Origin of the sequence: Porphyrobacter sp. ULC335, from assembly GCF_025917005.1 — a bacterium.
GTDB lineage: Bacteria > Pseudomonadota > Alphaproteobacteria > Sphingomonadales > Sphingomonadaceae > Erythrobacter.
In genome coordinates this window covers 3,361,088-3,386,780 of sequence record NZ_CP078091.1, presented here as the reverse complement: position 1 = coordinate 3,386,780, position 25,693 = coordinate 3,361,088, and the positions used below count along the sequence as shown (strand labels likewise).

Genomic DNA, 25,693 nt, shown 5'->3' with positions numbered 1-25,693 from the left:
AGTTGTGCATCATCGTCGATGAATGGAGTTTGAATGGTAAAGTACCTCCACACCATGATCCGCGTGTCCGATCCGGACGCGACGGTCGATTTCTTCAAGCTGATCGGGCTGGAGGAGGTCCGCCGCTTTGACAGCGAGGCCGGGCGTTTCACGCTGATCTTCCTCGCCGCACCCGGGCAGGCGGGGCTGGCTGAAGTCGAGCTCACCTATAACTGGCCGCCGGCCGATGGCAGTGCCGCTGAGGAATACACCGGCGGGCGCAATTTCGGGCACCTCGCTTACCGGGTCGAGAATGTCTACGAGACCTGCCAGCGCCTCGCGGACGCCGGACACATCATCCACCGCCCCCCGCGCGATGGCCATATGGCCTTCGTCAAATCGCCCGACGGGATCTCGATCGAGCTGCTTCAGCAAGGCAATCTTGAACCGGCCGAGCCTTGGGCGAGCATGCCCAATGTTGGTAGCTGGTAAGTAGCCCCGCCGTTGAGCGTCTGAATTTAAAACGATTTATACCATCAAAATAATCAGCCCGGTTGCATTGCGGTCTCTGCCAAGGTAACTTGTTGCCTTACTTGGGGAAGGGGGTCGCCTTGTCCATAATTGAGCCTGCACTGTGGCAGGGGCTTGCCCTGTTACAGCATGAACTCTTGCTTTTTGCAGGGGCGTTTTTTCTGATCGGCGCGCTCGATGATCTGGCGGTCGATGGCGCGTGGCTCTGGTTGCGGGCGACGGGGCGCGCGGCGACTGCGCGGCGCAGCCGCATCGCGCTGCATCATCGCGCACTGTCCGGCCCCGTCGCCGTGCTGATTCCCGCCTGGCGCGAGGCGGCGGTGATCGGGCAGACGATCCGTCATCTGCTCGAAACATGGCCGCACGCCTCCCTGCGCCTTTATGTCGGCTGCTACCGCAATGATCCCGCCACACTCGACGCGGCAATTGCCGCCGCGCGCAACGATCCGCGCTTGCGGCTGGTGATCGTCGATGATGACGGGCCGACCACCAAGGCCGATTGCCTCAACCGTCTCTACGCCGCGCTCGCGCTGGATGAGGAACGCGGCGGGCAGCGCTTTGCCGCGCTGGTTTTCCACGATGCCGAGGACATGGTCGATGCGGGCGCGCTCGGCCTGCTGGACGAGGCGTTGTCGGCGGGCGCGGATTTCGTGCAGCTGCCGGTCGAGCCGCTGGTGCCGCGCGGTCGCGGCTGGTTCGCGCGGCAGATCGGCAGCCATTACTGCGAGGAATTCGCCGAGGCGCATGGCAAGGCGATGGTGGTGCGCGATGCGCTGGGCGTCGGGCTGCCGGGCGCGGGCGTGGGCTGCGCCGCCTCGCGCCGCGCGGTCGACTGGCTGGTCGCTCGCCAGAGTGATGCACTGCCCTTCGCCAGCGACTCGCTGACCGAGGATTACGAGCTCGGCCTCGCCATTGCTGCGGAGGGCGGGCGCTGCCGCTTCATCCGCGCGCGCGGCGAGGATGGGCGATTGATCGCCACCCGCGCCTTTTTCCCGCACAGCTTCGATACCGTGGTGCGCCAGAAAAGCCGCTGGGTGCTGGGGATCGCCTTGCAGGGCTGGGACCGGGTCGGCTGGGCGGGTGGGCTGCGCGAGTTCTGGATGCGCGCCCGTGACCGCCGCGGGCCGATGACCGCGCTGGTGATGCTGGTGGGCTATGCGCTGGTGCTGCTCACCGGCATTATGGGCATGATGGTGATCGCCGGTCTGGCCGAGCCGCCGCCGCTCACCCCGCTGCTCGCGGCGGTGCTGACCGCCAACGCAGTGGCGTTCCTGTGGCGGATCGCGATGCGCTTCGCCTTCACCGCGCGCGAATACGGCTTTGCCGAGGGGCTTCTGGCGGTGCTGCGTCTGCCGCTTGCCAACGTCATCGCCATCATCGCCGGGCGGCGCGCGGTAATGACCTATATCGGCACGCTGGGCGGAAGCGCGGCCGCGTGGGACAAGACCGAGCATGACGCGCACCCTGCCGCCGAACCGGGTCTGGCAGGCGCAGCCCGCATATGACCGCGCGCTCCCGTCCCGCCCGGGTACGCGGTGCGCCGCTGATCGTGCTGGCGGCGCTGCTGTCCGGCTGGATAGGCCTGCGCGCGGTGTGGTGGGAATATCCTTTCCCGGTGGAAGGCAATGCGCTTGCGATGTCACCCGATGCACCGCCCCTTTCAGCCGTACCGCTACCGCCCAACGCTGCCGCGACGGATGTTCTCGCTGCTGCGAGCGAGGTCGGCGGGTTGGCATTTCACCAGCCCGTGCCGCCGCATGGCACGAACCTGACGGGTGCGGCGCAACTGCTGCGCATCGCCGGTATGCTCGAACCTCAGCCCCCGCGCGAGGCGACCGCGCCGGGCCTCGCTCCGGCACCCCTCGCCGCGGACAGCATCCCGCCCTCTTCCGCGCCCTTCCTGCCCCCGCCATTGCCTGCGCCAAGCCTGCCCGCCGCGCGGCGCTGGTCGCTCGATGCATGGGCGTTCTGGCGGCAGGGGTCTGATGCCGCTCCGGTCTCGCAAGGGCGCGTACCGATCTACGGCGCGAGTCAGGCGGGGGCGGTGCTGCAATATCGCCTCGCCCCCGGCAGCGCCCGCGATCCCCGGCTCTACGCCCGCGCCTATCGCGCGCTGATAAGCCAGGGAGAGAGCGAGCTGGCGCTCGGCGCGTCGCTGCGTCCTGTGCCGCAGGTGCCGCTGCGTGCGGCGGGCGAGGTGCGTTACACCGACACGGCGTTCGGCAATGCCGTGCGTCCGGCGGCCTATGTGGTGAGCGAGCTGCCTCCGGTGCGCCTGCCTTACGGCGCGCAGCTGGAGGCGTACGGGCAGGCGGGCTGGGTCGGCGGACCGGGCTCCACTGCTTTCGCCGACGGGCAGGCGAGCGTCACGCGCGAGCTGCCAAGGGTCACCCGCTTTAGCGACAATGCGCTGCGCCTCAGCATCGGTGCGGCGGCGTGGGGCGGGGCGCAGCGCGATGCGCAGCGGCTGGATGTGGGGCCGACCATGCGGCTCGACCTGCGGATCGGCCCTGTGCCCGCGCGCCTGTCGGTCGACTGGCGCGAGCGGGTGGCGGGCGATGCCGGCCCGGATTCAGGCGTGACCGCGACTCTTTCTACCGGGTTCTGACGGGCAGGGACGCCGCGATCAACGCGGTTTCGCGTTCATCCTCTACCACTGACGGTCATCATAGCATTCCGCGCACAGGTTCGCGCTGCTGCAATCGGCAACACCGTGCGGGCAGCGATGGCGGAACAAGATCAGCCGGAGAATTTCAAGAAGGCGCGACACCATTCCCGTCAGCTAACAAGTCTGACGTGAATTACAAATCTTTATTAGTATTCAATAATTTGAATGTTTATCAATCAACCATAGGTTAGTTTTTGGGGCGATCGCGGGATCCTCGCGGTGCGACCGACAGGGGCGTCCTGCGCGGAAAAATGGCTGCGCCTGCCGAACCAACAGGAACGCGGCCACCATGTCTTTCATCGCCCTGCGCGCTAGTCTAAGCCATCGCGCATGGACGTTTACCTGCCCATCGCGAATCTTTCGGTCAACGGCCTCTATATCGTGCTGCTGGGCGGGCTGACGGGCATTTTGTCGGGTCTGTTCGGCGTCGGCGGCGGATTTCTGACAACGCCGCTGCTGATCTTCTACGGCATCCCGCCGACGGTCGCTGCGGCCTCTGCCGCGACGCAGGTGACGGGCGCGAGCGTATCGGGCGTGCTCGCCCATTCGCGGCGCAAGGGCGTCGATTACCGCATGGGCGCGGTGATGGTTGGCGGCGGGATTGTCGGCGCGTTGATCGGAGCGGGGCTGTTCAGCGTGTTGCAGACGCTCGGCCAGATCGATGTCGTGATCTCCGTTCTCTACGTCCTGATGCTCGGATCGATCGGCACGCTGATGATGCGCGAGGCGGTGAGCACGCTGCGTCCCGGCCTGCTCGGCAAGATGGGCGCACAGGTCAAAAAGCGCCGCCACCACCCGCTGGTCGCCAGCCTGCCCTATCGCTGGCGGTTCTATGCCTCGGGCCTGTATATCTCCCCGCTCGCGCCGATGATCCTCGGGATGCTGGTCGGCATTCTCACCATGCTGATGGGCGTGGGTGGCGGCTTCCTGCTGGTTCCGGCGATGCTGTATATTCTCGGGATGAGCGGCAATGTCGTGGTCGGCACGTCGCTGTTCCAGATCCTGTTCGTCACCATGGTGACCACCATGACCCACGCGCTGACGACCAAGGCGGTCGATCTGGTGCTGGCGGCGCTGCTGCTGCTGGGTTCGGTGCTGGGGGCGCAGTTCGGCACGCAGATCGCGCTGAAGGCCCGGCCTGAATATCTGCGCCTTGGCCTTGCCGCGCTGGTGCTGCTGATTGCGCTGCGGATGCTCTACGGCCTCGGCGTGCAGCCTGACGAGATCTACACGGTGGTGCCGCTTTGAGAGATATGCCGTGAGCTTCGCGGGGCGGTTCCTGTTTGCGCTGGTCGCGTGGGCCGCGCTGTCCGCCCAGCGCGAGCCGGTGCTGGTGCCCGCGGTCAGCCAGTCGCTGATTGAGGTGCGGCAGGGCTTCACCGGCGCGCGGCTGCTGCTTTACGGCGCGGTAATCGATCCCGGCGGCGCGGCCAGCACCGAGAATTACGACATTGTCGTCGTCCTCAAGGGGCCGACCGAACCGGTGCGCATCCGCGAAAAGGACCGCATCGCCGGGATATGGATGAATGCCGGGTCGAGCGATTTCCGCTCCGCGCCTTCGTTCTTCGCGGTCGCCTCGTCGCGGCCTGTGAAGGAGATCGTCGATGAACGCACCGCCGCCATCTACGAGCTGGGGACCGACTTCATCCAGCTTTCGCCTTCGGGCCAGATCGATCTGGAGGAACAGGCCCGCTTTGCGCAAGGGCTGGTCGAACTGCGGCGCAAGCAGGGGCTGTTTCAGGAAAACCCGCGCGGGGTGAGCATCAGCGAAAAGGTGCTCTATCAGGCGCGCATCGATCTGCCCTCCAACGTCACCACCGGGCGCTACACCGCCGAAACCTTCGCCATCGCGCGCGGACGGGTGCTGACGAGCGCGACCGCGCGGATCGAAGTGGTCAAGGCCGGGCTGGAGGGCCGCGTGGTCACTGCGGCGCAGCGCTGGTCGTTCTTCTACGGGCTGGGCGCAATCGCGCTGTCGCTCGGCATGGGCTGGCTCGCCGGTCGCCTGTTCGCCCGCGCCTGATCCCGCCTGCCAGACGGGGCGCGTTTGGGCGGCGTTGACCCGATTTTAACCTCACCGGCCCTATCTGGCCTTCGCTGCAATAAGGCCGCGCGAGGGAAATTGCGCCGATGAGCGACCACGCCAGACAGGATTTCGAGCGCTTTACCGGTCCCAATCCGGAAGGCACCGATGAAGTGACGGCGGCCTATAGCCGCGGCGCGCAGGATAATGCGCGCCTGCCGATTGGCGTGGTGCTGGAGATTTCCGGCTCGGGCTCGCAGATCGCGCTCGACCTGCAACGCATCAATGAATGCATGAAGGACGCCGATCCCTCGATCGCGCTGGCCGGGCAGGTCGGCAGCCAGATCAAGATCCGCGTCGGCGATTCGTGGCTGCTCGCCAACGTGCGCGACCAGCGCAAGGATCGTCGCACCGATGGCGGGATCATCGCCCATATCGACTTCCTCGGTGAAGGCGGCGAGGAAAAGCTGACGGGCCGCATTCACAGCTTCAAGCGCGGTGTCACCCGCTATCCTATCCCGGGTGCGATGCTCTACCCCGCCACCACCCGCGATCTGGAGCAGATCTACGCGAGCGATGGCCGCGCCAGCATCACCATCGGCAAGGTCTTCCCCACCAAGGATATCCGCGCCGGCCTGTATATCGACGCGATGCTGGGCAAGCACTTTGCGCTGCTCGGTTCGACCGGGACCGGCAAGTCGACCAGCGCCGCGCTGATCCTGCACCGCATCTGCGAAGCCGCGCCCAAGGGTCACATCGTGATGATCGACCCGCACGGCGAATACTCCGCCGCGTTCCGCACCACCGGCCAGATTCTCGACGTCTCGAACCTCCAGATGCCGTATTGGCTGATGAACTTCGAGGAGCACTGCGAAGTCCTGCTGTCGAGCAGCGGCAACGAACGCCAGGTCGATGCCGATATTCTCGCCAAGTGTCTGCTCGCCGCGCGCAGCAAGAACCGGCTGGCGCAGACGATGGGCAAGATCACGGTGGATTCGCCGATCCCCTATCTGCTGTCGGACTTCAGCAACATCCTTCAGGACGAGATGGGCCGGCTCGACAAGGCCACCTCCACCGCACCCTTCATGCGGATCAAGGGCAAGCTGGACGAAATCAAGGCCGACCCGCGCTACCAGTTCATGTTCTCGGGCATGCTGGTGGGCGACACGATGGTCGAATTCATCGGCAAGATTTTCCGGATGCCCGGCAACGGCAAGCCGATCTCGATCATCGACGTGTCGGGCGTGCCGTCGGACATCACCTCGACCGTGGTCGCGGTGCTCAGCCGCCTCGTGTTCGACTTTGCAATCTGGGGGCGCGAGGAAAAGACGCGGCCCGTGCTGCTGGTCTGCGAAGAAGCGCACCGTTACGTCCCCAACGAAAAGAACGCCGATGGATCTTCGGTGGGCAAGATCCTCAGCCGCATCGCCAAGGAAGGCCGTAAATACGGCATCTCGCTGGGTCTGATCACCCAGCGTCCCTCCGACCTTGCCGAAGGCGTGCTGTCGCAGTGCGGCACGATCATCGCGATGCGCCTCAACAACGACCGCGACCAGGCCTTCGTGAAAGCCGCCATGCCCGAAGGCGCGCGCGGGTTCCTCGATTCCATCCCGGCGCTGCGCAACCGCGAATGCATCATCTGCGGCGAGGGCGTGGCCATCCCGATCCGTGTGTCCTTCGACACCCTTGAGGAACACAAGCGACCGGCTTCGGAAGACCCGAGCTTCGCCGAATTGTGGAACACCGACGGCGGCGAAGACGAGCTGGTCGAGCGCGTGGTGATGCGCTGGAGAAGTCAGGGTTAAAGAAGCCCCCCTTCGTCATTGCGAGCGCAGCGAAGCAATCCATGGACGAAGAGTGCGGCTGGTGCGACGGCAGTCCATGGATTGCCGCGTCGCCTCCGGCTCCTCGCAATGACGAGAGGCTACGTCCCTCTGGTATCCCCGTAGAGGTGAATATGCAGCCGATCGCTCATGCGGAATCCATGCTCCAAGCATAGCCCGCTCAGCCACGCCTGCCGTTCGCGCTGGGTGGCGCTGTCGGTGCCTTCCGCCATCAGGAACACCCGTTCGGGCCGGAAGCGGTAGCGGGCGTGCAGCGCCAACACTTCGTCCACATCCTCCGGCGCGGCGATCACGAACTTCAGGAAAGCGCGCGGTTCGGCGGCCCATGCGTCGAGGCGTTCGGGGATCAGCGCCAGATCGGCGGGGTTGCCGCTGTGCGCAAGCTTGGGGCTGACGTTGTATTGATCGACCCGCACATCCAGCCGCGCAGGCGGGGCGACTGTGCCGTTGGTCTCGATCTCGACACTGATGTCCGGCAGGTGCGCCAGCATCTCGGCCAGCGCGCCTGCCTGAAGCAGCGGCTCGCCCCCGGTGATGACAAGCCGCTTCTGGCCGAGGGCCGCGATCCGCGCGGCAGCATCTTCCGGCGAGAGCGTCACCTGATTGGCCTTGCGGTCAAAGGCGATGCCGTCGCTGTGGGGCCGGTTGTCCCCTTCAAAGCGCCACGTGTAGGCCGTGTCGCACCACGTGCAGGCAAGGTTGCAGCGCGATAGGCGCACGAAGGCGACCGGCACGCCCATGCTCGGCCCTTCGCCCTGCAACGAGGCGAAAATCTCCGGCCCGCCGGTATCGTCGGTGGCGAGGGTGAGGTTCACCTCACCCCAGCCGCGCCAGCGCTGCCGTCAGCCGCTCGACTTCGCCCGTGTGGTGGGCGAGATCGGCGCGGGCTTTCTCGACCGCTTCCGGCTTGGCCTTCTCGGCGAAGGCGGGGTTGGACAGGCGGCCGCCCAGCGATTTGGCTTCCTTCTCCGAAGCCGCCAGCGCCTTTTCGAGCCGTGACTTCTCGGCCGCGATATCGACAATCCCTTCGAGCGGGATGATGAAAACATCGCTTCCGGCGGTCACCTGCATGGCGGGGCCTGCGGGTGCTTCACCGATGGTCACGGGGGTCAGGCGCGCGAGGCGTTCGATCGCGGCGCTGCTGCGTTCGATCGTGCGGGTCGCCACATCGGAAGGGGCCGCGAGATAGGCAGCCAGCTTCGCTCCCGGCGCAATGCCGAGTTCGTTCTTGGCCGAGCGGGTGCTGGTGGTGAGGTCGATCACCCAGTCGATCGCGTCGGTCGCCTCTTTCGAGACCTCGGCTTCGGGCTTGGGCCACTGCGCCACGATCAGCTCGTATTCGCGTGCGCCCAGCTTGTGCCACAGCTCTTCGGTGATGAAGGGCATGAAGGGGTGCAGCATGACGAGAATCTGGTCGAGCGCCCAGCCGGCGACCGCGCGGGTTTCCACGGCGGGCGGGCTGTCCGCGTCACCGGCAAACACCGGCTTGATCAGCTCCAGATACCAGTCGCAGAACTTGCTCCACGTGAACTGGTAGATCGCGTTGGCCGCCGCGTCGAAACGCAGGTCGGCCATCGCGCGCTCGATCTCGGTCACGCAGGACGCGACCTCGCCGATGATCCACTGGTTGGCGGCGAGGCGCGCGGTCGGGGCCTTCACACTCGAAGAAGCCCCGATACCGTTCGACTGGCAGAAGCGCGCCGCGTTCCACAGCTTGGTGGCGAAGTTGCGATACCCCTCCACCCGCTTTTCATCCATCTTGATGTCGCGGCCCTGGCTTTCCATCGCCGCCATGAAGAAGCGCAGCGCGTCGGCCCCGTACTGGTCGATGAGGCCGAGCGGATCGACGACATTGCCCTTGGACTTCGACATCTTCGCCCCGTCCGCCGCGCGCACGAGGCCGTGGAGGTAGAGCGTGTCCCAGGGCTTCTGGCCCATGTTGTAAAAGCCCATCATCATCATCCGCGCATCCCAGAAGAACAGGATGTCGAAGCCGGAGATGAGGAGGCTGTTGGGGAAGTGCTTCTGGAGCAGCGGGCTATCGCTCTCCGGCCAGCCCAGCGTGGCGAAGGGCCACAGCGCGCTGGAGAACCACGTGTCGAGGACGTCGGGGTCCTGCCACAGCTGGATTTCGTTCCAATGGCGCGTCAGATCATCATCAAGCGGGCTAGCAGAGATATACGGGGACGCGTCCTCGATTCCGGCGCTCAGGTAGTAGCTCTTGGCCTTCGCCAAAGCCTCTTCTTCTGTCGCAGCGACGAAAGTCACGATTTCGTCAGTCAGGCCTAAATAATCCAAGCCGGTGCCGTCTTCGGAAACACCCGGCCCAAACCAAGCCGGAATGCGGTGGCCCCACCACAGCTGGCGCGAGACACACCACGGCTGGATGTTCTCCATCCAGTTGAAGAAGGTCTTCTCCCAGGTCTTGGGCACGATGGCGATGTCGCCCGAACGCACCGCCTCGATCGGCTTCTTGGCGAGTTCCGCGGCGTTCACGTACCATTGGTCTGTCAGCCACGGCTCGATCACCACGCCGCCGCGGTCGCCGAAGGGGGTCGCGATCTGGCGCGGTTCGGCGTCGTGCTCGACCTCTTCGCCGTCCTTGTTCTTGGTGATGTGGGGGATGAGGAAGCCCTGCTCCTTCATACGCGCCACGACCAACTCGCGCGCGCCGTCCACGCCGTTGCGCTTGAAGCGGTGGAGGCCGAGGAATTCGTCGGGCACCAGTCCATCGGCGGTCTGGCAGACGTTCGCCTCGGCATCGAGCATGTTGAGCATCTCGGCAGGCGCAAAGCCCGCGCGCTTGCCGACTTCGAAGTCATTGAAGTCATGCCCCGGGGTGATCTTGACGCAGCCCGAGCCCAGTTCCGGATCGGCGTGTTCATCGGCGATCACCGGGATGCGGCGGCCGGTCAGCGGCAGCACGACAAACTTGCCGATAACGCTGGCATAGCGTTCGTCCGCCGGGTTCACCGCCACGGCCATGTCCGCCAGCATCGTCTCGGGCCGAGTGGTGGCGACCTCCAGATAGTCACGCCCATCGGGCAAGCGCGCGCCGTCCGCCAGCGGATAGCGCAGGTGCCAGAAGCTGCCTGCGATGGTCTGGGTTTCCACCTCAAGGTCGGAAATCGCGGTCTTCAGCTTCGGGTCCCAGTTCACCAGCCGCTTGTCACGATACAGCAGCCCGTCGTTGTAAAGATCGACGAAGGTCTTGATCACCGCCTTGGTGAAGTGCGGGTCCATGGTGAACTGTTCGCGGCTCCAGTCCATCGAACAGCCCAGCCGGCGCAGCTGGCCGGTGATCGCCCCGCCGCTTTCGGCCTTCCACTCCCACACCTTGTCGACGAAGGCCTCGCGCGAGTAATTGGTGCGCTTGTCCTGCCGCGCTTCCATCTGGCGTTCGACCACCATCTGCGTGGCGATCCCGGCGTGATCCATGCCGACCACCCACAGCGCGTCCTTGCCGCGCAGCCGCTCGTAACGGACCACCACGTCCTGCAAGGTGTTGTCGAGCGCGTGGCCGATGTGCAGGCTGCCGGTCACATTCGGCGGCGGGTTGACGAGGGTGAAGGCTTCCGCATCGGGCCGGTCGGGCCGGAAGCAATTATTCGCCTCCCAATGCGCGTACCAGCGCGCTTCGATATCGGCAGGGTCGAAAGTGGTGGGCAAGGTCTCGGTCATAATGCCCCGCGCCATGCCAGCACCTATGTTGCGATGCAATGATGGACCGAATTACGGTTCGCCGCGAGAGCCTTGCGGGCCGCCCGATTTCGCCCCATACCCCCGATCCGATGCAGAGCGCCGCGCAACACAGGCTTGACGATACGGACTCTGGCGGCCCCCGGCTGTTGCTGTCGGGGCAGTTGACGCTGGCCCATATCGGCCCGCTCGAAGCCGAGCTCAGGCACATGGATGGGCCCGTCCGCACCCTTGATCTTTCCGAAGTCGAAGAGATCGACACGGTTGGAGCCTATGTCGTGTGCCGGCTGGCGAGCCGCCACGAATCCGAGATCACCGGTGCCAGTCCCGAGGCCGAGCGGCTGCTCGCCGCAGTGCGTGATATTGGCACAGAGGGGCACACCCATGCGCACCGCCTGCCGGTTTGGGAACGCGTCCCGCTGGCCGTGGGCGAAAAGGTGTTCGGCGCGCGCGGCGGCATTTACGGCGTGGTCGACTTCTTCGGGCAGATCCTGATCGGCGCCGCCAACCTGGCCCGCCACCCGACCCGTTTCCCGATCAAGGCCCTGGTACACCAGATGGAGCTGGTCGGCGTCACAGCGCTGCCGATCATCGGGCTGATGAGCTTCCTGATCGGCATCGTCATCGCCCAGCAGGGGTCGGTGCAGCTTGAACAGTTCGGCGCCGAATCGCTGACGGTGAACCTCGTTGGCCGCATCACCCTGCGTGAGCTTGGCGTGCTGATGACCGCGATCATGGTGGCGGGCCGTTCCGGCAGCGCCTTTGCCGCGCAGATCGGCACGATGAAGCTGACCGAGGAAATCGACGCGATGCGCACCATCGGCATCTCGCCGGTCGAGGTGCTGGTGATACCGCGGATCGTCGCGGCGACCTTGATGATGGTGCTGCTGGGCTTCTACGCTTCGATGGCGGCGATCATTGGCGGGGCGGTGGTCGGCCAGTTCGCACTCGGCATCCCGTTCTTCACCTTCCTGATACGAATTCAGGAAGTGGTGCCGGTCCATGACCTGTGGGTCGGCCTCCTCAAGGCGCCGGTGTTCGGGCTGATCGTCGCGCTGGCGGGCTGCTATCATGGGATGCAGGTGCACGGCGATTCCGAGGAAGTCGGACGCCGCACGACGATGGCGGTGGTCTCGGCGATCTTCGCGGTGATCGTGATCGACGCCTTCTTCGCGGTATTCTTCACCGAAATCGGGTGGGGCTGACGCGATGCGCATAAACAAGCATCCCGATGACGATCAGCCGATCATCAAGGTCGAAGGCCTGGTCAACAAGTTCGGCGACTTCGCGGTCCATGACGGGCTGGACCTTGAGGTGCGGCGCGGCGAGATTCTTGGCGTGGTGGGGGGATCGGGCACCGGCAAGTCGGTGCTGATGCGCTCGATCATCGGCCTCCAGCGACCCGATGCCGGACGTATCGACGTGCTGGGCAAGACCATCACCGAGCTCGACCTTGAACAAGGCATCGGCGTGCGCCGCCGGTGGGGGATTCTGTTCCAGGGCGGGGCCCTGTTCTCGACGCTGACGGTGGGCGAGAATGTCGAGGTGCCGCTCAAGAAGTACTACCCCGATCTCGATCCCGGATTCCGGGCGGAGATTGCGCGCTACAAGGTCATGCTGACGGGCCTTCCCGAAGACGCGGTGCAGAAATTCCCGAGCGAGCTGTCGGGCGGCATGAAGAAGCGTGCCGGCCTTGCTCGCGCGCTGGCGCTCGATCCGGAGCTACTGTTCCTCGACGAGCCGACCGCCGGGCTCGACCCGATCGGTGCGGCCAAGTTCGACCGGTTGACCCGCGAGCTTCAGGAGGCGCTGGGCCTCACGGTGTTTCTCATAACCCATGATCTCGATACGCTGTACGAAATCTGCGACCGGGTGGCGGTGATCGCGGAGAAGAAGATCATCGCGGTTGGCACGATCCCGGAATTGATCGCCACCAAGCATCCGTGGATCGAAGAATATTTCAACGGCCCACGCGGCCGCAGCGCCCATGCCACCCACATCCGGGGCGAAAGTGCATGAGCGAGAGAATATTGGACAAGCCCGCTCGCCGGGCCGCATAGGGAACGCGCATGGAAACCAGAGCCAATAATCTGTGGGTCGGTGCGGTGACGCTGGTGCTGCTGGCGGCGCTGGCGGCGTTTATCGTCTGGATCGCGCGCCTGAACGAGGGCGAGCAGGACGAATACGACATCTTCTACGCCCAGTCCGTCTCGGGCCTCGCCAATGGCAGCCAGGTCAGCTTTGCCGGCGTGCCGGTGGGGCAGGTGACGGAAATCGCACTGGCCGATGACAATCCCGAATTCGTGCGGGTGCGGATCAAGGTGGGCGAGGATGTGCCGATCCTGGTCGGCACGCAGGCGACCATTCAGGCGAGTTTCACCGGGGTCTCGACCATCCTGCTCGATGGCGCGCGCAAGGATGCGCCGGAGATCACCTGCGAGACAACCGCCTGTCCCGAAGGCCGGCCGGTGATTCCGCCGGGCCGCGGCGGATTTGGCGAGATCGTCGCCAACGCGCCGCTGTTGCTGGAACGGCTGGCGACGCTGACCGAGCAATTGAACGTCATCCTCGGCCCCGAAAACCAGCAGGAAATCTCCGGCATCCTCAAGAACACCAACCGTCTGACCAGCGGGCTGGCCGACGCGAGCCCGGAGCTGACGGCGAATCTGAAGGAATTCCGCACCACGATGGTGGAGTTCAACCAGACCCTCGACGCGGTCGAGAAGCTGGCGCTGACCACCGACGGCGTTCTGAACAAGGAAGGCCAGCCGCTGGCGCAGGAACTGCGCGCCACGTTGAAATCGGCGAACGCGGCGCTGACCTCGCTTTCGGCAACGCTGGAAGACACGCGCCCCGCCGCGCGCCAACTGCGCACCAGCACGCTGCCCAATGCCGAAGCGACGCTGGAGGACCTGCGTGCCACCAGCCGCGCGCTGCGCTCGATCACGGAAAAGCTCGAAAGCGAAGGCGCGGGCGCATTGGTGGGCGGCAAATCGCTGCCCGACTATAAGCCTGAATGATCTGGCCCGACTGAAAGGACCGACCGCATGAACTTCAGCCTCCGGCTTGCTCTTGCCGCCCCTCTGCTGCTGGGCCTTTCGGGCTGCATCAGCCTCGGCGGGGAGCCGCCTGCCAGCCTGCTGACCCTCAGCCCCGAAACGCGCGCTCCGGCCGGGCCGGGCGTCGCCGGGACCGAGCGGCCGGTGGTGGCGGTGCTCAGTTTCGATACGCCCGCCAAGCTGGATGTGCTGCGCGTGCCGGTGGCGGTCAGCGATACCGAGCTGGCCTATCTGCAAGAGGCCTTCTGGGTGGAAAAGCCCGCGCGCCTGTTCCGGCGGCTGGTGGGCGAGACGATCCGTGCCCGCGGCAATGCGATGGTGATCGACGGGGACGATACCGCAACGCTCGCCACGGTGACCTTGCGCGGGACGTTGATCGACATGGGCTATGACGCGCAGACATCATCGGCGGTGGTGCGCTTTGATGCGGTGCGGATCGGCAATGACGGCGCGGTGACCACCCGCCGCTTCGAAGCGCGCGAGGACGGGGTTGCTGCGGAGACCCGCGCGGTGGGCGCGGCGCTCAATGCGGCGTCCAACAGAATTGCGGCGGAAGTCGCGGACTGGGTGGCGGCGGGGTAAGTTAATCCAGCGCCAGCCGCGCAAAGGCGCAGGCGCGCAGGAAATCGGCTTCGCGCCGGGCGCGACGTTCCTCCGCTTCCCAGTCGCGGCCCCACAGATCGGCCTGCCATTCTTCTTCAAGACATGCCGCGCGCCAGAGCGCCAGCGGCTCATCCTCGTGGCGCGCATCGAGCGCGGCGAGCGCTGTCACCAGCGAAGCGGCGAGCTTGGCCATGGCCTCGACAGCGGCGAGGACGAAGGGGTCCAAGGTGTTGAGCCGCGCTTCCAGCACGGCCATGGCCTCGGGCGGCTGCGGGCGGTGGAGCACACCGCTGACCCGCACCAGCGTGATGCCGTGCGCGGCCTCGAACGCGGCGAGCAGCGGCTCCCACACCGCCTGCTGATGCGCGTGGAGCGGTTCGTCAGGATCGGCGCGGTAGCACAGCGTATCCGTCTCGGCATAGGCAACCAGTCCGCGCGCAATCGCCGCCGGATCGGCCGCGACAATGTCGATGGCGTAATCGGCCATGTCGCGCATCGGCAGGCTGGCCGGATCGATCTTTTCACCCTGACTGCGCCATTCGGACGCCAGCGCCTCGCCCAGCGCCCCGGTCGGCATGACCTGCGCCGCCCCGCCCACGGTCTTGACCCCGCGCCCGTCGAGCAACACCTGATAGCCGCCCGCAATTTCTGCGAGCGTCACGTCCTTGTAGAACCGGCGGATCATCGCGGCGGACGGCCTCCCGCGTTCCAGCGGCGCGCAATGAAGCGCGGCAGGAAGAAGACCTCAAGGAAACCCGCCACCGCAAACACGACCCCCACCGGGTAAGGCAGGTCGATCACTCCGCGCACGATGGCGAAGCCGAGCATCACCAGCGCGATCCCGCTGAAGCGAACGAGGTTGATGATGATAAAGCCGGTGCGCGCCCGCGCCTCGGCGATTTCGCGTTCGGATCTGCTCATGGCAAGGTGTCCTCCAATGCGGCGGCAAGCGCTGCGGCGCTTTCGACCACCTGTGCCGCGCCGCTCGCCAGCAATTCGGGTGTGCCGTGATAACCCCATCCGACCCCGATCCCCGCGACCCCGGCGGTGCGAGCCATCAGCATGTCGAAGCTGGTATCGCCAATCATCACGGCTTCGCGGGGCTGCGCCCCGGCTTCGAACATGGCAGCTTCGAGCATCGCCGGGTGCGGCTTGGACGGGTGCCGGTCGGCGGTCTGGAGCGAGACGAACAGATCGGCGATGCCGTGGGTGGCAAGGCAGGCGGCAAGGCCCCGGTCGGACTTGCCGGTTGCCACGGCCAGCGCCCAGCCCGCGCCGTGCAGCGCGCGCAGCAGTTCGGCGATGCCGTCGTAGAGCGGCTCGTCGAGCAGCCCTTCCTCGCGGCGCGCGCGGAAGCTGGAGCGGTAGAATTCGGTCACCGCGCGGTTCTGGTCGTCGGTCAGGTCAGGCGCGAGACTGCGCACGGCTGCGGGCAGGCTCAGCCCGACGATCCGGCGCACCGCGTGATTATCGGGCGCAGCAAGGCCGGCGCGGGTAAAGGCGCGCTCCATCGCCCAGCACACGTCCGCCTGCCCGTCGACCAGCGTACCATCGCAATCGAACACCGCGAGCCTCATGCCGCAACACCCCGCACCAGATCGGCAAGGACGGGTTGGCCTGCGCCTTCCAGCCCTGCGGCGATCCGGGCGCGTTCATCAGCCGACTTGTTCTGCGAAAGCTTGAGGGTGGGGCGCATCGCCAGCACTTCGAGTTCAAACCCCACGATGCCGCGGAACAGGCCTGACCACACCTTCTCGGAGGATTCCTCTGCCACCCACGGCGCGCCGCCAAGCTTGCCCTCATGCTTCAGAATCGCTGCGTGGAGGAAGGCTTCCAGTGCATCATCGGCGATGCGCCGCACCCGGCCTTCCAGTTCCAGCGCGATGTAATCCCAGGTCGGCACGGTGTCGCGGTTGTCGTACCAGCGCGGAGAGACGTAACCATCGGGGCCATTGACCACGATCAGCGCCGTCTCGCCATCCAGATGCCGGGCGAGTGCATTGTTGCGGGCGAGGTGGAATTGCACCGCCCAAGGCTCATCGGGGCCGCCCTCTGCCAGCAGCAGCGGGGTATGCGCGACCCTTGGCCCGTCAGGCGTTGCGGCGAACACCATGCCGAAGCCGATCTCGTCGATCAGGCTTTCGCAGAAGGCGCGATCCTCGGTGCGGTACAGCGGATTGGGATGCATCAGCGGCGGGCCTTGCCTCCGGCGCCTTTCGGCGGTGCTTTGGCAGCAGGACGCGCCCGGTTGGCGGGGGCTTTGGCTGCCTTGGGGGCGGGCTTCGATGCCGGTTTCGCAGGAGCCTTGCCCTTCGGCTTGGCCTTGGGCTTGTCCGAGGCGGCCCCGCGTGCACGGCGGGGCGCGCGGGCTTCCTTCCTCGCCTGCTTGAAGTGGCGGCGGGCGGCCTGCTTTTTCTCTTCGCCCGTGCGTTCCGGTGCCTCGTCCCCCATCGGGGAGGCGTCCGACAGGCTCTGATCGAAGCCCAGCACATCCATGCTCATGGCAAAATGCGGGGGCAGTTCGGCGGTGACGTCCAGCTTGCCGCCGGTTCCATCTCCCACCTTGGGTTCCGAGATGATCAGGCGGCGCGCATGGAGGTGCATCTTGCGGCTGACCGCGCCGGTCAGGAAACTATCCGGCCCGCCATACTTGCCGTCACCCACGATCGGGTGGCCGATCGCTGCCATGTGGACGCGCAGCTGGTGGGTGCGCCCGGTGAGCGGTTCCAGCTCCACCCATGCGGCACGCTGGCCCGCGCGGTCGACGACGCGGTAACGGGTTTTCGAGGGAGCGCCGTTTTCCTCGTCGATATGCATTTTCTCGCCGCCGGTGCCCGGCTGCTTGGCGAGCGGGGCGTCGATCACGCCCTCGGCAAGATCGGGCACGCCGACCACCAGCGCCCAATAGACCTTGCGCGCGCTACGGCTGGCGAACCGCTTGGAGAAGCTGGCGGCGCTGCCCGGCGTGCGCGCGATCAGCAGCACGCCCGATGTGTCCTTGTCCAACCGGTGAACCAGCCGCGGGCGGGGGGTCCTCTCGGTCTCGACAAAGGCATCCAGCAAGCCATCGACATGCTTGGTCGTCTTGCTTCCGCCTTGCGTGGCAAGGCCGGGGGGCTTGTTGAGCACAATGGCGCTCGCCGTCTCGCGGATCACCATGGCCTTGGCCTCGGCGATCTGCTCGGGGGTTAGCGTGCGAACGCGCGGCGCGGCTTTCTTGGCGGTGGGCGCGTCTTCTCCGCCGGGCGGGACGCGCAGCACCTGACCCTGCTCCAGCCGATCTTCGGGCTTGGCGCGCTTGCCATCCACTCGGATCTGCCCGGTCCGCGCCCAGCGGGACACGGTGGCAAAGCCGATCTGCGGCAGATTGCGTTTGAACCAGCGGTCAAGCCGGATGCCGTCATCATCCTCGGAAACGGTGAACTGGCGGACGTTGTCGGTGGAGGCGGTGGTGAAAAAATCGGTCATGATGCACTCTGCGCGGCAACAAGGCCGATGATGATCGCCGCCATGCCCGCGATCAGCGAAGCGGCGGCATAGCCTACTGCCAGCATCGTCTGCCCGCGATGGAGCATGGTGACGAGTTCGGAACTGAAGGCGCTGAACGTGGTGAACCCGCCAAGCAGACCAACACCGATCAGGAGCCGCAGCGGTTCGGCATTGGCCGTAGCCATTGTCCCGCGCGCCAGCCAGCCGACCAGCGCGCCCATCGCAAGGCTGCCGACGATGTTGATGGCCAGCGTGCCCCACGGGAAGGTGTTTTCCGCCCCGGCCAACTGGCCCACCCAACGCCCCGCATGATAGCGCAGCACCGAGCCAACCGCTCCGCCGACGGCGACATTGAGGCTTGCGACAAGGGGGGAGATTTCACCGGACATGGCTGGCCTTTAGCGACGGGAGAGCGTTCTGCCTAGCACGGCCGGAGCACCTTCTGCGCTCCATCGCATTCTGGCGGCTTGCCATTTTGTCGCTGTTGGACTATCGGGGCCCCGTTTGAAGGGCGGCTCCCACGAGGAATCGCCCGCATTTCATTGGAAATTCATCGCGCAACCCCGCGCAGAATCACAGCGGGGCTCTGGGCGTTTGGACATGAGGTATTCGTCGTTTATGCAAATCATGGTTCGCGATAACAATGTCGATCAGGCCCTGCGCGCGCTCAAGAAGAAGCTGCAGCGCGAGGGCGTTTATCGCGAAATGAAGCTGCGTCGCCACTACGAAAAGCCCAGCGAAAAGCGCGCCCGGGAAAAGGCCGCCGCCGTGCGCCGCGCCCGCAAGATGGAGCGCAAGCGGATGGAGCGTGACGGGAGCAAATAATCCCGTCCGCAAGCGTGCATCCGTAAGCGGAACCGCTTGAATCCCCCTTTCCGATCAGCCATCAGGGCGCGGCTTTATTCCGCGCCCTTTTGTCGTCATCCCGCCGCGCCCCGCGCGCGGCTCATCAGGACAAGTCCATGACCGAGATTACCCGCGTTCCGATCAAGCCCGTTGCCAAAGGCTCGCTGACCAAGCTGTGGATCGGGGTGATCCTCGCCGTGCTGGTGGGTGCCGGGCTGGCATGGTCCGCCGTGCCGCGCGGCCTCAGCGTCGATACCGAAGTGGCCGGCACCGGCCCGATGCCCAAGATAGGCGAGGTCGTCTGGGTCAAGTACAAGGGCAAGCTTGCCGCTGACGGCACGATGTTCGACGAATCGCAGGACATCCCGCTGCCCGTGCAGGGCCTGTTCCCCGAAGGCACGCCGTTCCCGCTTGAGGAAGGCGCGACCGTCCCGGGCTTCTTCCAGGGTCTCCAGAAGATGCAGAAGGGCGGCAAGTACACGCTCTTCATCCCCGCCGATCTGGCTTACGGCGCAACCCCGCCCCCGGGCTCGCCGATTCCGCCGAATGCGGATCTCGAATTCGAGATCCAGGTGATCGACATCATGAGTCGTGCGACATTTGATCGCAATCTCCAGATTCTCCAGCAGAACATGGCTGCGCAGATGGGCCAGCAGGGCGGCGGCGCGCCCGAGGGTGCGCCCCAGGGTGCGCCCCAGCAGGCCCCCGTACCCCAGCCGGGCCAGTAAGGAGCGCGCGGGCAATGTCGGTCGACAAGGCAACCGTCGCCAAGATCGCTTCGCTGGCGCGCATCCGCATGGATGATGCAGAGCTGGAGCGCATGGTGCCCGAGCTTAACGGCATCCTTCAATGGGTGGAGCAGCTGGGCGAAGTGGACGTCACCGGCATCGAGCCGATGGCGGCGGTGATCCCCAACACGCTGCGCCTGCGCGCCGACGTGATCGACGCCGACCCGCTGACCGGCGGCGGCAGGCAGGGTGACGTTCTCGCCAATGCCCCCGCTGCCGAGCATGGCTTCTTTGGTGTCCCCAAGGTGATCGAGTAAAATGACTGACCTGACCCAACTCGGCGTGAAGGACATCCGCGACGGCGTGCGCGGCGGCAGCTTCACCGCGCGTGAAGTGGCTGAGGCGTTCAACGCCGCCGTTGCCGATGCCGCTGCCCTCAACGCCTTCATCGTCACCACCCCTGACCACGCACTCGCCGCCGCCGACACAGTGGACGCGGCGCGCGCCGCTGGCGGGGAATTGGGCCGTATGGCTGGCGTGCCGATCGGCATGAAGGATCTGTTCGCCACCAACGGCGTGCAGACCACTGCGTCCAGCCACATCCTCGAAGGTTTCACCCCCCGCTACGAAAGCACCGTCTCGCAGAAGCTGTGGGACGCGGGCGCGGGGATGCTGGGCAAGCTCAACCTTGACCAGTTCGCGATGGGATCATCCAACGAGACGAGCTATTTCGGCAACGTCTCCTCGCCGTGGCGCAAGGCGGGCAGCAATGCCGCGATGAGCCCGGGCGGCTCCTCGGGCGGTTCGTCCTCGGCGGTCGCCGCGCGGATCGCGCCTGCCGCGACCGGCACCGACACCGGCGGATCGATCCGCCAGCCCGCCGCCTTCACCGGCATCTGCGGGATCAAGCCGACCTATGGCCGCTGCTCGCGCTGGGGCATCGTCGCTTTCGCTTCCTCGCTCGATCAGGCCGGGCCGATGGCGCGTTCTGTCGAGGATTGCGCGATCATGCTCGGCGCGATGGCGGGCTTCGACCCGAAGGATGCGACCAGCCTTCAGATGGACGTGCCCGATTGGGAAGCTGCCCTGAACGCCGACCTTCGCGGCAAAAAGGTCGGCATCCCGCGCGAATACCGGATGGAGGGCACCGATCAGGCGATCCTCGATAGCTGGGAGCAGGGCAAGGCGTGGCTGAAGGACGCGGGCGCGGAAATCGTTGACGTCTCGCTGCCGCACACCAAATATGCGCTGCCCGCCTATTACATCGTCGCCCCGGCTGAGGCGTCGAGCAACCTCGCGCGCTATGACGGCGTGCGTTACGGGTTGCGCGATCTGCCCGATGGGTCGGGCCTTCAGGACATGTACGCCGCCACCCGCGCCGCCGGTTTCGGTGACGAGGTCAAGCGCCGCATCCTGATCGGCACCTATGTGCTCTCGGCGGGCTTCTACGACGCCTATTACACGCAGGCGCAGAAGGTCCGCGCGCTGGTCGCCCGCGATTTCGAACGCGCGTTCCAGGAGTGCGACGTGATCCTCGCGCCGACCACGCCGACCGCGAGCTTCCCGCTGGGTTCGATGAACGAAGACCCGCTGACGATGTATCTCAACGACGTCTTCGCGGTCCCCGCGTCGCTGGCTGGCCTGCCGGCGATGAGCGTGCCCGCCACGATCAACGCCGACGGGTTGCCGCTCGGCCTCCAGCTGGTCGGCCGCCCGTTCGACGAGCAGGGCGTGCTGAATGCAGGCCTCGCGATCCAGCAGCGGGCAGGCTTCACCGCCAAGCCGGAGAAGTGGTGGTAATGGCCGGTAATCCCGTAACTCTCGAACCGATTGAGGGCTGGGGTTATTCCGAAGCCATTGATGGCAGTCTCGCACCGCAATTTCGCATTGCGATGACCGGCACAGGAGTGGAATTCGGAGACGGGGTAATTGGCTGGACGGGGGCAGCTATTGACGGCAAATACAGCGGAGCCAATGTAAAGGTCACCCCGCGGCATACCGAATGGGACGGCATTGTTGTGGTCAAGGTTGAAGAAGCAGGCACTGGAAGACTGCTCTTCTACGGGATGGCTGAAAGCCACGGCCTTGAACCGTCATGGAAACTGCTGACATGAGCGCCGATCCTGCACTGTGGGCTGCCGGGATCGGCATCATGCTCGCGGTGCCGCTGACCTTCATGGTCGCCAATTGGGTCAGGAAGAACGTCGATCACGGAGAAGCGCGCTTCGGGCCTGATGGCAAGATGATCGACGACGAAGAGAAGTAAGGGTGACGGCCCTCCAATCGTCATCCCGGCGAAGGCCGGGACCCAGAGGAACTCTCCGCGACCGCTGGAACTGGATTCCGGCCTTCGCCGGAACGACGAGGTTGAAACGATGAGCAACTACCGCATCCAGGGCGCAACCGGTGAATGGGAGGTCGTGATCGGCCTTGAAGTCCATGCGCAGGTCACATCGCAGTCCAAGCTGTTCTCCGGCTCGGCCACGGCCTTCGGGGCGGAGCCGAACTCGCAGGTCAGCCTTGTCGATGCCGCGATGCCCGGAATGCTGCCCGTGCCCAATGCCGAGTGCATCCGTCAGGCAGTGCGCACCGGCATGGCGATCGAGGCGCAGATCAACGCGTGGAGCCGGTTCGACCGCAAGAACTACTTCTACGCCGACCTTCCGCAGGGCTACCAGATCAGCCAGCTCTACCACCCCATCGTCGGCGAAGGCTCGCTGCTGATCGAGGCGGACGAGAAGGCCGGTATCGCCGAAGACAAGATCATCGGGATTGAGCGCATTCACGTGGAGCAGGACGCGGGCAAGCTGATGCATGATCAGCACCCGACCATGTCCTATGTCGACCTCAACCGCTCGGGCGTGGCGCTGATGGAGATCGTCAGCCGCCCCGACATGGCATCGCCCGCCGAAGCAGGGGCTTACCTGCGCAAGCTCAGGGCGATCCTGCGCTATGTCGGCTCGTGCGATGGAAACATGGAAGAAGGCTCGATGCGCGCCGACGTGAACGTCAGCGTGCGCAAGGTCGGTGACGAACTCGGCACCCGCACCGAGACCAAGAACGTCAACTCCGTGCGCTTCGTCATGCAGGCGATCGAGCATGAGGCGATGCGGCAGGTCGATGTGCTGGAAGCGGGCGGCACGATCGTGCAGGAAACCCGCCTGTTCGATCCGGGCACCGGCACCACGCGGACCATGCGTTCGAAGGAAGATGCGCACGACTATCGCTACTTCCCCGATCCCGACCTGCTGCCGCTGGTGCTGGAGGAAGACTTCCTCGCCGAATGCCGCGCCAGCCTGCCCGAACTGCCGGACGCCAAGCGCAAGCGTTACGTCGATGTGTTGGGCCTCACCCCCTACAACGCGCGCGAACTGACCGCCGAGGTCGAGACCTTCGCGCGGTTCGAAACCCTTCTGGCCGAAACCGCCAAGGTCATCGGCAAGGATGAAGCCGCTGTCGCCACGCAGGTCGCCAACTGGTCGCTGTCAGTCGCGCCGGGCGTGATGAAGGCGCTGGGCGATGAGGCCGACGCCGCCAACGCCACGGCAGCTGCGCAGGCGGCCATCCTTGCGATGCAGGACAAGGGCGAAATCAGCGGCGGTCAGGCCAAGGAGATCTTCGAGATCGTCCTCAAGACCGGCCGCGATCCGGCTGAAATCGCGGACGCCGAGGGACTCAAGCAGGTCTCCGACACCGGCGCCATCGAAGCCGCCGTCGACGCGATCATCGCTGCCAACGCCGACAAGGTCGAACAGTACCGCGGCGGCAAGGAAGCGCTGTTCGGCTTCTTCGTCGGCCAGACGATGAAGGCGATGCAGGGCAAGGCCAATCCGGGCGTGGTGAACCAGTTGCTGAAGGCGAAGCTGGGCTGAGGCGAGGCCGGATGTTGATCAAAGGGGGCGGTATGCGATTGGGATCAACATTCTTGCCCGTCATGCTTGCCGTCGCCGCGCCTGCCTGGGGACAGGCGGCCACGGCCGATCTGCCCGACCCCGCGTCGATAACAGCTCCCGATCTGTCGGGCGGGCGCGATCCGGCCGTGGTGCGCGACGGGGTGAAATATTACTACTTCTGGCGCGCCGACACGTCCTACGCGCAAGCCTATGCGGATTTTGCCGATTGCGCGCGGTTCCTGCCGATGGCGCAAGGCAACGCGCCCTTGCTGCCGATGTTCATCGCCTGGCGCGGCGCAGCGGAAGATCGGGACGACACGCCTGCGGCGACGCACCAATATGGCCTGGTCGGCGATCTGATCGGAGCGATGATCATGGGCTCGGCCAGCCAACTGGCGGCGCAGGCGCGTTTGCATGCCTGCCTTGCGCCGCTTGGCTACCAGCGCTTCCCCTTGCCCAAGGCCACTTGGCAGACGATCCCCGCAGACGCCTCAGCGGCGACAATTGCGCTAAGGGCGAAGATCGCCTCCGGCCCACGCCCCGACGCTGAACCGCTGGAGGAGGTGCAATGATGCTGCGTTATGCCATCACCATCATCGCGGCGTTTCTGGCGCTGGGCGCCCCTGCCTCGGCCAAGCCGGTTGACGAACTGATCGAGATTGCGGGCGGAAAGCCGATCACGCTGCGCCCGGATCGCGCCTATCTCATGTTCCGCGTCACGCAGCAGAGCGGCGTCACCCCGCTCGAACCTCTGCTGATGCGGGTGCCGACGGCCGAAGAGATTGCCCGTTACGAGGCGGCCAAGGCCGAAGCCTTCGCCAAGGCGCTGCCCGGCCTGACCAAGACCTATCAGCGCAATCTTGACCGGCTGCGGCAAAGCGCAGGCTCTGCCGATCCCGCTCCAACGGCCCCGACGCTGGAAAGCTTCCCCTTCGCGTGGGACGCGGTGGGCAACTTGCAGGATGTCGATTTCGGCAGGCAGTTCGTGAAAACGGCCGCGGAAGAGACCTTTCTGGTCGAGGCTCTGCCGGGCGATTACGTGCTCTACGGTTTCACGCCTTCCACGGGCCTGCCGCGCCTGATGGTGTGCCTGTGTCTGGGGTCGGTCGGCTTTTCGGCCAAGGCGGGCGAGGTGACCGATCTGGGCTACCTCATCTCCGATTTCGCCTATCGGCCCTCCAAGGCACCGGAGCTTAAGGGGCAGGGGGGCTATACCGGCACCGTGCGAGCCGCGCGGGCGGATAGTTCGATGCCGCCAGCCTTGGCGGATGCGCGGATTACGCCTGCGACCTATCGCGCGGTGGGCCGGTTCTTCACGCCCAATGCGGTGAATATCGGGCGGCTGGCCGAGGTGCCCGGTGTGCTGGACTATGCGGGCGGCACAGTCATCGACGCCGCGACAGGTCAGGCTGTCCCGGACAATTTCTAGGCGTCGGGCCATCGCCGCCCTGGACAAGATCGCAATGCCCCTCTCCATCCTCCTCTTCCTCCTCCAGCCCGAGCTCCCCGGCAGCCTTGGTCGTTGGTGATCCGATGGTAGGTTCCGACTGCGCGGTGCTCTATTTTCACGGCTTGCCGGGATCGCAGGCCGAGCTGTGCAGCTTTGGCCCGGCCATTGCCGCAAACGCCCGGCATTTCCATGTTGTCGCTCGCACCGATGCTTTGGTGGACGGCGATTCTTCGGGTTACTTCAGCAGGCTGGCGGAGCAGATCGAGCGGCAATTTGCGGGGGTGGCGCTGCACCTTGCGGGCTTTTCTCTGGGCGCGGCGACTGCCTTGCGGGTCGCACTCTTTCTGGGCGAGCGGGTGGCGCGGATCGATCTTGTCTCCCCCGCCGCGCCGCTCCAGCTGGGTGACTTTCTGGGCGGGATGGCAGGCGCGCCCGTGTTCCGCGCGGCACTGGCGGGGCGCTGGCCCTTTGCCGCGCTGACGCTGGTGCAGGCGCAAGTTGCGCGGCTGGCAGCGCAAAAGATGGCCGGCGCGCTGATGGCCAAAGCCAAGGGAGAGGACCGCGCGCTCGCCGCCGATCCGCGCTTCATCGCCGCCCTCGCGCAGTCGCTGCGCCACAGCCTGCTGGAGCAGCGCGATTCCTATCAGGCCGAAATCCGCGCCTATGTCGGCGACTGGCGCGCCGATCTCGCGCTCATGCATCAGCCTGTGCGCATCTGGCAGGGGAGCGCGGACGACTGGACCCCGCCCGCCATGGCCGAGGCGCTGGCCGCCGCCCTGCCGACCCGTCCGCAGGTGACGATGCTGCCCGGCTGCTCGCACTTCTCGGCGCTGCGCCACTACCTGAGCGAACGCGCGGCCTGAGCCGTGCCCTCGTCGAAC

The 25,693-nt window shown here is 65.9% G+C and carries 28 protein-coding genes; 20 read left to right on the top strand and 8 right to left on the bottom strand.

Annotation, left to right across the window (positions count from 1 at the left end; genetic code table 11):
• The first annotated feature begins 33 nt into the window (after positions 1-33).
• The 6 genes from KVF90_RS16205 to KVF90_RS16180 all read left to right on the top strand — a co-directional run bounded on the left by KVF90_RS16205 (position 34) and on the right by KVF90_RS16180 (position 7,006).
• Positions 34-471, top strand: a complete 438-nt coding sequence (locus KVF90_RS16205; protein ID WP_264392593.1) for a VOC family protein — start codon at positions 34-36, stop codon at positions 469-471.
• A 119-nt stretch (positions 472-590) separates the two neighbouring features.
• Complete coding sequence (locus tag KVF90_RS16200) at positions 591-2,015, top strand: glycosyl transferase family protein (protein ID WP_264392592.1); 1,425 nt, start codon at positions 591-593, stop codon at positions 2,013-2,015.
• Positions 2,012-3,118 (top strand): hypothetical protein, encoded by a 1,107-nt coding sequence (locus tag KVF90_RS16195; protein ID WP_264392591.1) that lies wholly within the window; start codon positions 2,012-2,014, stop codon positions 3,116-3,118. The genes KVF90_RS16200 and KVF90_RS16195 overlap by 4 nt, the downstream gene beginning before the upstream one ends.
• Positions 3,119-3,508: 390 nt before the next feature.
• Positions 3,509-4,426, top strand: a complete 918-nt coding sequence (locus tag KVF90_RS16190) for a sulfite exporter TauE/SafE family protein (RefSeq protein ID WP_264392590.1) — start codon at positions 3,509-3,511, stop codon at positions 4,424-4,426.
• A 10-nt stretch (positions 4,427-4,436) separates the two neighbouring features.
• Positions 4,437-5,201: a TIGR02186 family protein gene (locus KVF90_RS16185; RefSeq protein WP_264392589.1), complete on the top strand. Its 765-nt coding sequence runs from the start codon at positions 4,437-4,439 to the stop codon at positions 5,199-5,201.
• A gap of 107 nt (positions 5,202-5,308) precedes the next feature.
• Positions 5,309-7,006 carry an ATP-binding protein gene (locus KVF90_RS16180; RefSeq protein ID WP_264392588.1) on the top strand — a complete coding sequence of 566 codons (1,698 nt, stop codon included), beginning with the start codon at positions 5,309-5,311 and terminating at the stop codon, positions 7,004-7,006.
• Positions 7,007-7,125: 119 nt separating this feature from the next.
• Here KVF90_RS16180 and KVF90_RS16175 read toward each other — a convergent pair whose 3' ends face one another.
• Both KVF90_RS16175 and KVF90_RS16170 read right to left on the bottom strand, forming a co-directional pair.
• Positions 7,126-7,860 carry a 7-carboxy-7-deazaguanine synthase QueE gene (locus KVF90_RS16175; RefSeq protein WP_264392587.1) on the bottom strand — a complete coding sequence of 245 codons (735 nt, stop codon included), beginning with the start codon at positions 7,858-7,860 and terminating at the stop codon, positions 7,126-7,128.
• A 1-nt stretch (position 7,861) separates the two neighbouring features.
• Positions 7,862-10,726 carry a valine--tRNA ligase gene (locus KVF90_RS16170; RefSeq protein ID WP_264394568.1) on the bottom strand — a complete coding sequence of 955 codons (2,865 nt, stop codon included), beginning with the start codon at positions 10,724-10,726 and terminating at the stop codon, positions 7,862-7,864.
• Positions 10,727-10,836: 110 nt separating this feature from the next.
• Between KVF90_RS16170 and KVF90_RS16165 the strand changes: the two genes are divergently transcribed.
• From KVF90_RS16165 to KVF90_RS16150, 4 genes are read left to right on the top strand one after another with little or no spacing between them, the layout of a single operon-like run.
• Positions 10,837-11,949: an ABC transporter permease gene (locus tag KVF90_RS16165; protein WP_264394566.1), complete on the top strand. Its 1,113-nt coding sequence runs from the start codon at positions 10,837-10,839 to the stop codon at positions 11,947-11,949.
• Positions 11,950-11,953: 4 nt separating this feature from the next.
• Complete coding sequence (locus KVF90_RS16160) at positions 11,954-12,763, top strand: ABC transporter ATP-binding protein (protein WP_264392586.1); 810 nt, start codon at positions 11,954-11,956, stop codon at positions 12,761-12,763.
• Positions 12,764-12,813: 50 nt separating this feature from the next.
• Complete coding sequence (locus KVF90_RS16155) at positions 12,814-13,764, top strand: MlaD family protein (RefSeq protein ID WP_264392585.1); 951 nt, start codon at positions 12,814-12,816, stop codon at positions 13,762-13,764.
• Positions 13,765-13,791: 27 nt separating this feature from the next.
• Entirely contained in the window at positions 13,792-14,385 is a 594-nt protein-coding gene (locus KVF90_RS16150; protein WP_264392584.1) for an ABC-type transport auxiliary lipoprotein family protein, read from the top strand.
• A 1-nt stretch (position 14,386) separates the two neighbouring features.
• Here KVF90_RS16150 and KVF90_RS16145 read toward each other — a convergent pair whose 3' ends face one another.
• From KVF90_RS16145 to crcB, 6 genes are read right to left on the bottom strand one after another with little or no spacing between them, the layout of a single operon-like run.
• Complete coding sequence (locus tag KVF90_RS16145; RefSeq protein ID WP_264392583.1) at positions 14,387-15,091, bottom strand: ATP12 family chaperone protein; 705 nt, start codon at positions 15,089-15,091, stop codon at positions 14,387-14,389.
• The gene (locus KVF90_RS16140; protein ID WP_264392582.1) at positions 15,088-15,327 is read right to left on the bottom strand and encodes a hypothetical protein; all 240 of its coding nucleotides are present in this window, start codon (positions 15,325-15,327) and stop codon (positions 15,088-15,090) included. Before KVF90_RS16140 ends, KVF90_RS16145 begins: the two co-directional genes overlap by 4 nt.
• Positions 15,324-15,983, bottom strand: coding sequence for an HAD-IA family hydrolase (locus KVF90_RS16135; protein ID WP_264392581.1), 660 nt, complete (start codon positions 15,981-15,983; stop codon positions 15,324-15,326). The genes KVF90_RS16140 and KVF90_RS16135 overlap by 4 nt, the downstream gene beginning before the upstream one ends.
• Positions 15,980-16,594 (bottom strand): FMN-binding negative transcriptional regulator, encoded by a 615-nt coding sequence (locus tag KVF90_RS16130; RefSeq protein ID WP_264392580.1) that lies wholly within the window; start codon positions 16,592-16,594, stop codon positions 15,980-15,982. The genes KVF90_RS16135 and KVF90_RS16130 overlap by 4 nt, the downstream gene beginning before the upstream one ends.
• On the bottom strand, positions 16,594-17,874 hold the full coding sequence (locus KVF90_RS16125) for an RluA family pseudouridine synthase (RefSeq protein ID WP_264392579.1): 1,281 nt from the start codon (positions 17,872-17,874) through the stop codon (positions 16,594-16,596). Before KVF90_RS16125 ends, KVF90_RS16130 begins: the two co-directional genes overlap by 1 nt.
• Positions 17,871-18,284, bottom strand: coding sequence for a fluoride efflux transporter CrcB (gene crcB, locus KVF90_RS16120; RefSeq protein WP_264392578.1), 414 nt, complete (start codon positions 18,282-18,284; stop codon positions 17,871-17,873). The genes KVF90_RS16125 and crcB overlap by 4 nt, the downstream gene beginning before the upstream one ends.
• Positions 18,285-18,513: 229 nt before the next feature.
• Between crcB and rpsU the strand changes: the two genes are divergently transcribed.
• The 10 genes from rpsU (at position 18,514) to KVF90_RS16070 (ending at position 25,675) form a co-directional block, all read left to right on the top strand.
• Positions 18,514-18,720: a 30S ribosomal protein S21 gene (gene rpsU, locus KVF90_RS16115; RefSeq protein ID WP_017664771.1), complete on the top strand. Its 207-nt coding sequence runs from the start codon at positions 18,514-18,516 to the stop codon at positions 18,718-18,720.
• A 137-nt stretch (positions 18,721-18,857) separates the two neighbouring features.
• Positions 18,858-19,469, top strand: coding sequence for an FKBP-type peptidyl-prolyl cis-trans isomerase (locus KVF90_RS16110; RefSeq protein WP_264392577.1), 612 nt, complete (start codon positions 18,858-18,860; stop codon positions 19,467-19,469).
• A 14-nt stretch (positions 19,470-19,483) separates the two neighbouring features.
• Positions 19,484-19,786 (top strand): Asp-tRNA(Asn)/Glu-tRNA(Gln) amidotransferase subunit GatC, encoded by a 303-nt coding sequence (gene gatC, locus KVF90_RS16105; protein WP_264392575.1) that lies wholly within the window; start codon positions 19,484-19,486, stop codon positions 19,784-19,786.
• A gap of 1 nt (position 19,787) precedes the next feature.
• Positions 19,788-21,269, top strand: a complete 1,482-nt coding sequence (gatA, locus tag KVF90_RS16100) for an Asp-tRNA(Asn)/Glu-tRNA(Gln) amidotransferase subunit GatA (RefSeq protein WP_264392574.1) — start codon at positions 19,788-19,790, stop codon at positions 21,267-21,269.
• Complete coding sequence (locus KVF90_RS16095; protein ID WP_264392573.1) at positions 21,269-21,583, top strand: hypothetical protein; 315 nt, start codon at positions 21,269-21,271, stop codon at positions 21,581-21,583. The genes gatA and KVF90_RS16095 overlap by 1 nt, the downstream gene beginning before the upstream one ends.
• Positions 21,580-21,735: a glutamyl-tRNA amidotransferase gene (locus tag KVF90_RS16090; RefSeq protein WP_264392572.1), complete on the top strand. Its 156-nt coding sequence runs from the start codon at positions 21,580-21,582 to the stop codon at positions 21,733-21,735. The genes KVF90_RS16095 and KVF90_RS16090 overlap by 4 nt, the downstream gene beginning before the upstream one ends.
• A 109-nt stretch (positions 21,736-21,844) precedes the next feature.
• Positions 21,845-23,341, top strand: coding sequence for an Asp-tRNA(Asn)/Glu-tRNA(Gln) amidotransferase subunit GatB (gene gatB, locus KVF90_RS16085; RefSeq protein WP_264392571.1), 1,497 nt, complete (start codon positions 21,845-21,847; stop codon positions 23,339-23,341).
• A 53-nt stretch (positions 23,342-23,394) separates the two neighbouring features.
• Complete coding sequence (locus KVF90_RS16080) at positions 23,395-23,934, top strand: hypothetical protein (protein ID WP_264392570.1); 540 nt, start codon at positions 23,395-23,397, stop codon at positions 23,932-23,934.
• Entirely contained in the window at positions 23,931-24,791 is an 861-nt protein-coding gene (locus KVF90_RS16075; protein WP_264392569.1) for a hypothetical protein, read from the top strand. The genes KVF90_RS16080 and KVF90_RS16075 overlap by 4 nt, the downstream gene beginning before the upstream one ends.
• A 104-nt stretch (positions 24,792-24,895) precedes the next feature.
• Entirely contained in the window at positions 24,896-25,675 is a 780-nt protein-coding gene (locus tag KVF90_RS16070; protein ID WP_264392568.1) for an alpha/beta fold hydrolase, read from the top strand.
• The last annotated feature ends 18 nt before the right edge of the window (positions 25,676-25,693 follow it).

What these genes read in the sequence shown, in the direction of transcription:
- KVF90_RS16205 (WP_264392593.1), top strand. Translation starts at nt 34, where the DNA reads ATGGTAAAGTACCTCCACACCATGATCCGCGTGTCCGATCCGGACGCG.
- KVF90_RS16195 (WP_264392591.1), top strand. Translation starts at nt 2,012, where the DNA reads ATGACCGCGCGCTCCCGTCCCGCCCGGGTACGCGGTGCGCCGCTGATC.
- KVF90_RS16190 (WP_264392590.1), top strand. Translation starts at nt 3,509, where the DNA reads ATGGACGTTTACCTGCCCATCGCGAATCTTTCGGTCAACGGCCTCTAT.
- KVF90_RS16180 (WP_264392588.1), top strand. Translation starts at nt 5,309, where the DNA reads ATGAGCGACCACGCCAGACAGGATTTCGAGCGCTTTACCGGTCCCAAT.
- KVF90_RS16170 (WP_264394568.1), bottom strand. Translation starts at nt 10,726, where the DNA reads ATGACCGAGACCTTGCCCACCACTTTCGACCCTGCCGATATCGAAGCG.
- KVF90_RS16165 (WP_264394566.1), top strand. Translation starts at nt 10,837, where the DNA reads ATGCAGAGCGCCGCGCAACACAGGCTTGACGATACGGACTCTGGCGGC.
- KVF90_RS16160 (WP_264392586.1), top strand. Translation starts at nt 11,954, where the DNA reads ATGCGCATAAACAAGCATCCCGATGACGATCAGCCGATCATCAAGGTC.
- KVF90_RS16155 (WP_264392585.1), top strand. Translation starts at nt 12,814, where the DNA reads ATGGAAACCAGAGCCAATAATCTGTGGGTCGGTGCGGTGACGCTGGTG.
- KVF90_RS16150 (WP_264392584.1), top strand. Translation starts at nt 13,792, where the DNA reads ATGAACTTCAGCCTCCGGCTTGCTCTTGCCGCCCCTCTGCTGCTGGGC.
- KVF90_RS16145 (WP_264392583.1), bottom strand. Translation starts at nt 15,091, where the DNA reads ATGATCCGCCGGTTCTACAAGGACGTGACGCTCGCAGAAATTGCGGGC.
- KVF90_RS16140 (WP_264392582.1), bottom strand. Translation starts at nt 15,327, where the DNA reads ATGAGCAGATCCGAACGCGAAATCGCCGAGGCGCGGGCGCGCACCGGC.
- KVF90_RS16135 (WP_264392581.1), bottom strand. Translation starts at nt 15,983, where the DNA reads ATGAGGCTCGCGGTGTTCGATTGCGATGGTACGCTGGTCGACGGGCAG.
- KVF90_RS16130 (WP_264392580.1), bottom strand. Translation starts at nt 16,594, where the DNA reads ATGCATCCCAATCCGCTGTACCGCACCGAGGATCGCGCCTTCTGCGAA.
- KVF90_RS16125 (WP_264392579.1), bottom strand. Translation starts at nt 17,874, where the DNA reads ATGACCGATTTTTTCACCACCGCCTCCACCGACAACGTCCGCCAGTTC.
- crcB (WP_264392578.1), bottom strand. Translation starts at nt 18,284, where the DNA reads ATGTCCGGTGAAATCTCCCCCCTTGTCGCAAGCCTCAATGTCGCCGTC.
- rpsU (WP_017664771.1), top strand. Translation starts at nt 18,514, where the DNA reads ATGCAAATCATGGTTCGCGATAACAATGTCGATCAGGCCCTGCGCGCG.
- KVF90_RS16110 (WP_264392577.1), top strand. Translation starts at nt 18,858, where the DNA reads ATGACCGAGATTACCCGCGTTCCGATCAAGCCCGTTGCCAAAGGCTCG.
- gatC (WP_264392575.1), top strand. Translation starts at nt 19,484, where the DNA reads ATGTCGGTCGACAAGGCAACCGTCGCCAAGATCGCTTCGCTGGCGCGC.
- gatA (WP_264392574.1), top strand. Translation starts at nt 19,788, where the DNA reads ATGACTGACCTGACCCAACTCGGCGTGAAGGACATCCGCGACGGCGTG.
- KVF90_RS16095 (WP_264392573.1), top strand. Translation starts at nt 21,269, where the DNA reads ATGGCCGGTAATCCCGTAACTCTCGAACCGATTGAGGGCTGGGGTTAT.
- KVF90_RS16090 (WP_264392572.1), top strand. Translation starts at nt 21,580, where the DNA reads ATGAGCGCCGATCCTGCACTGTGGGCTGCCGGGATCGGCATCATGCTC.
- gatB (WP_264392571.1), top strand. Translation starts at nt 21,845, where the DNA reads ATGAGCAACTACCGCATCCAGGGCGCAACCGGTGAATGGGAGGTCGTG.
- KVF90_RS16075 (WP_264392569.1), top strand. Translation starts at nt 23,931, where the DNA reads ATGATGCTGCGTTATGCCATCACCATCATCGCGGCGTTTCTGGCGCTG.
- KVF90_RS16070 (WP_264392568.1), top strand. Translation starts at nt 24,896, where the DNA reads ATGGTAGGTTCCGACTGCGCGGTGCTCTATTTTCACGGCTTGCCGGGA.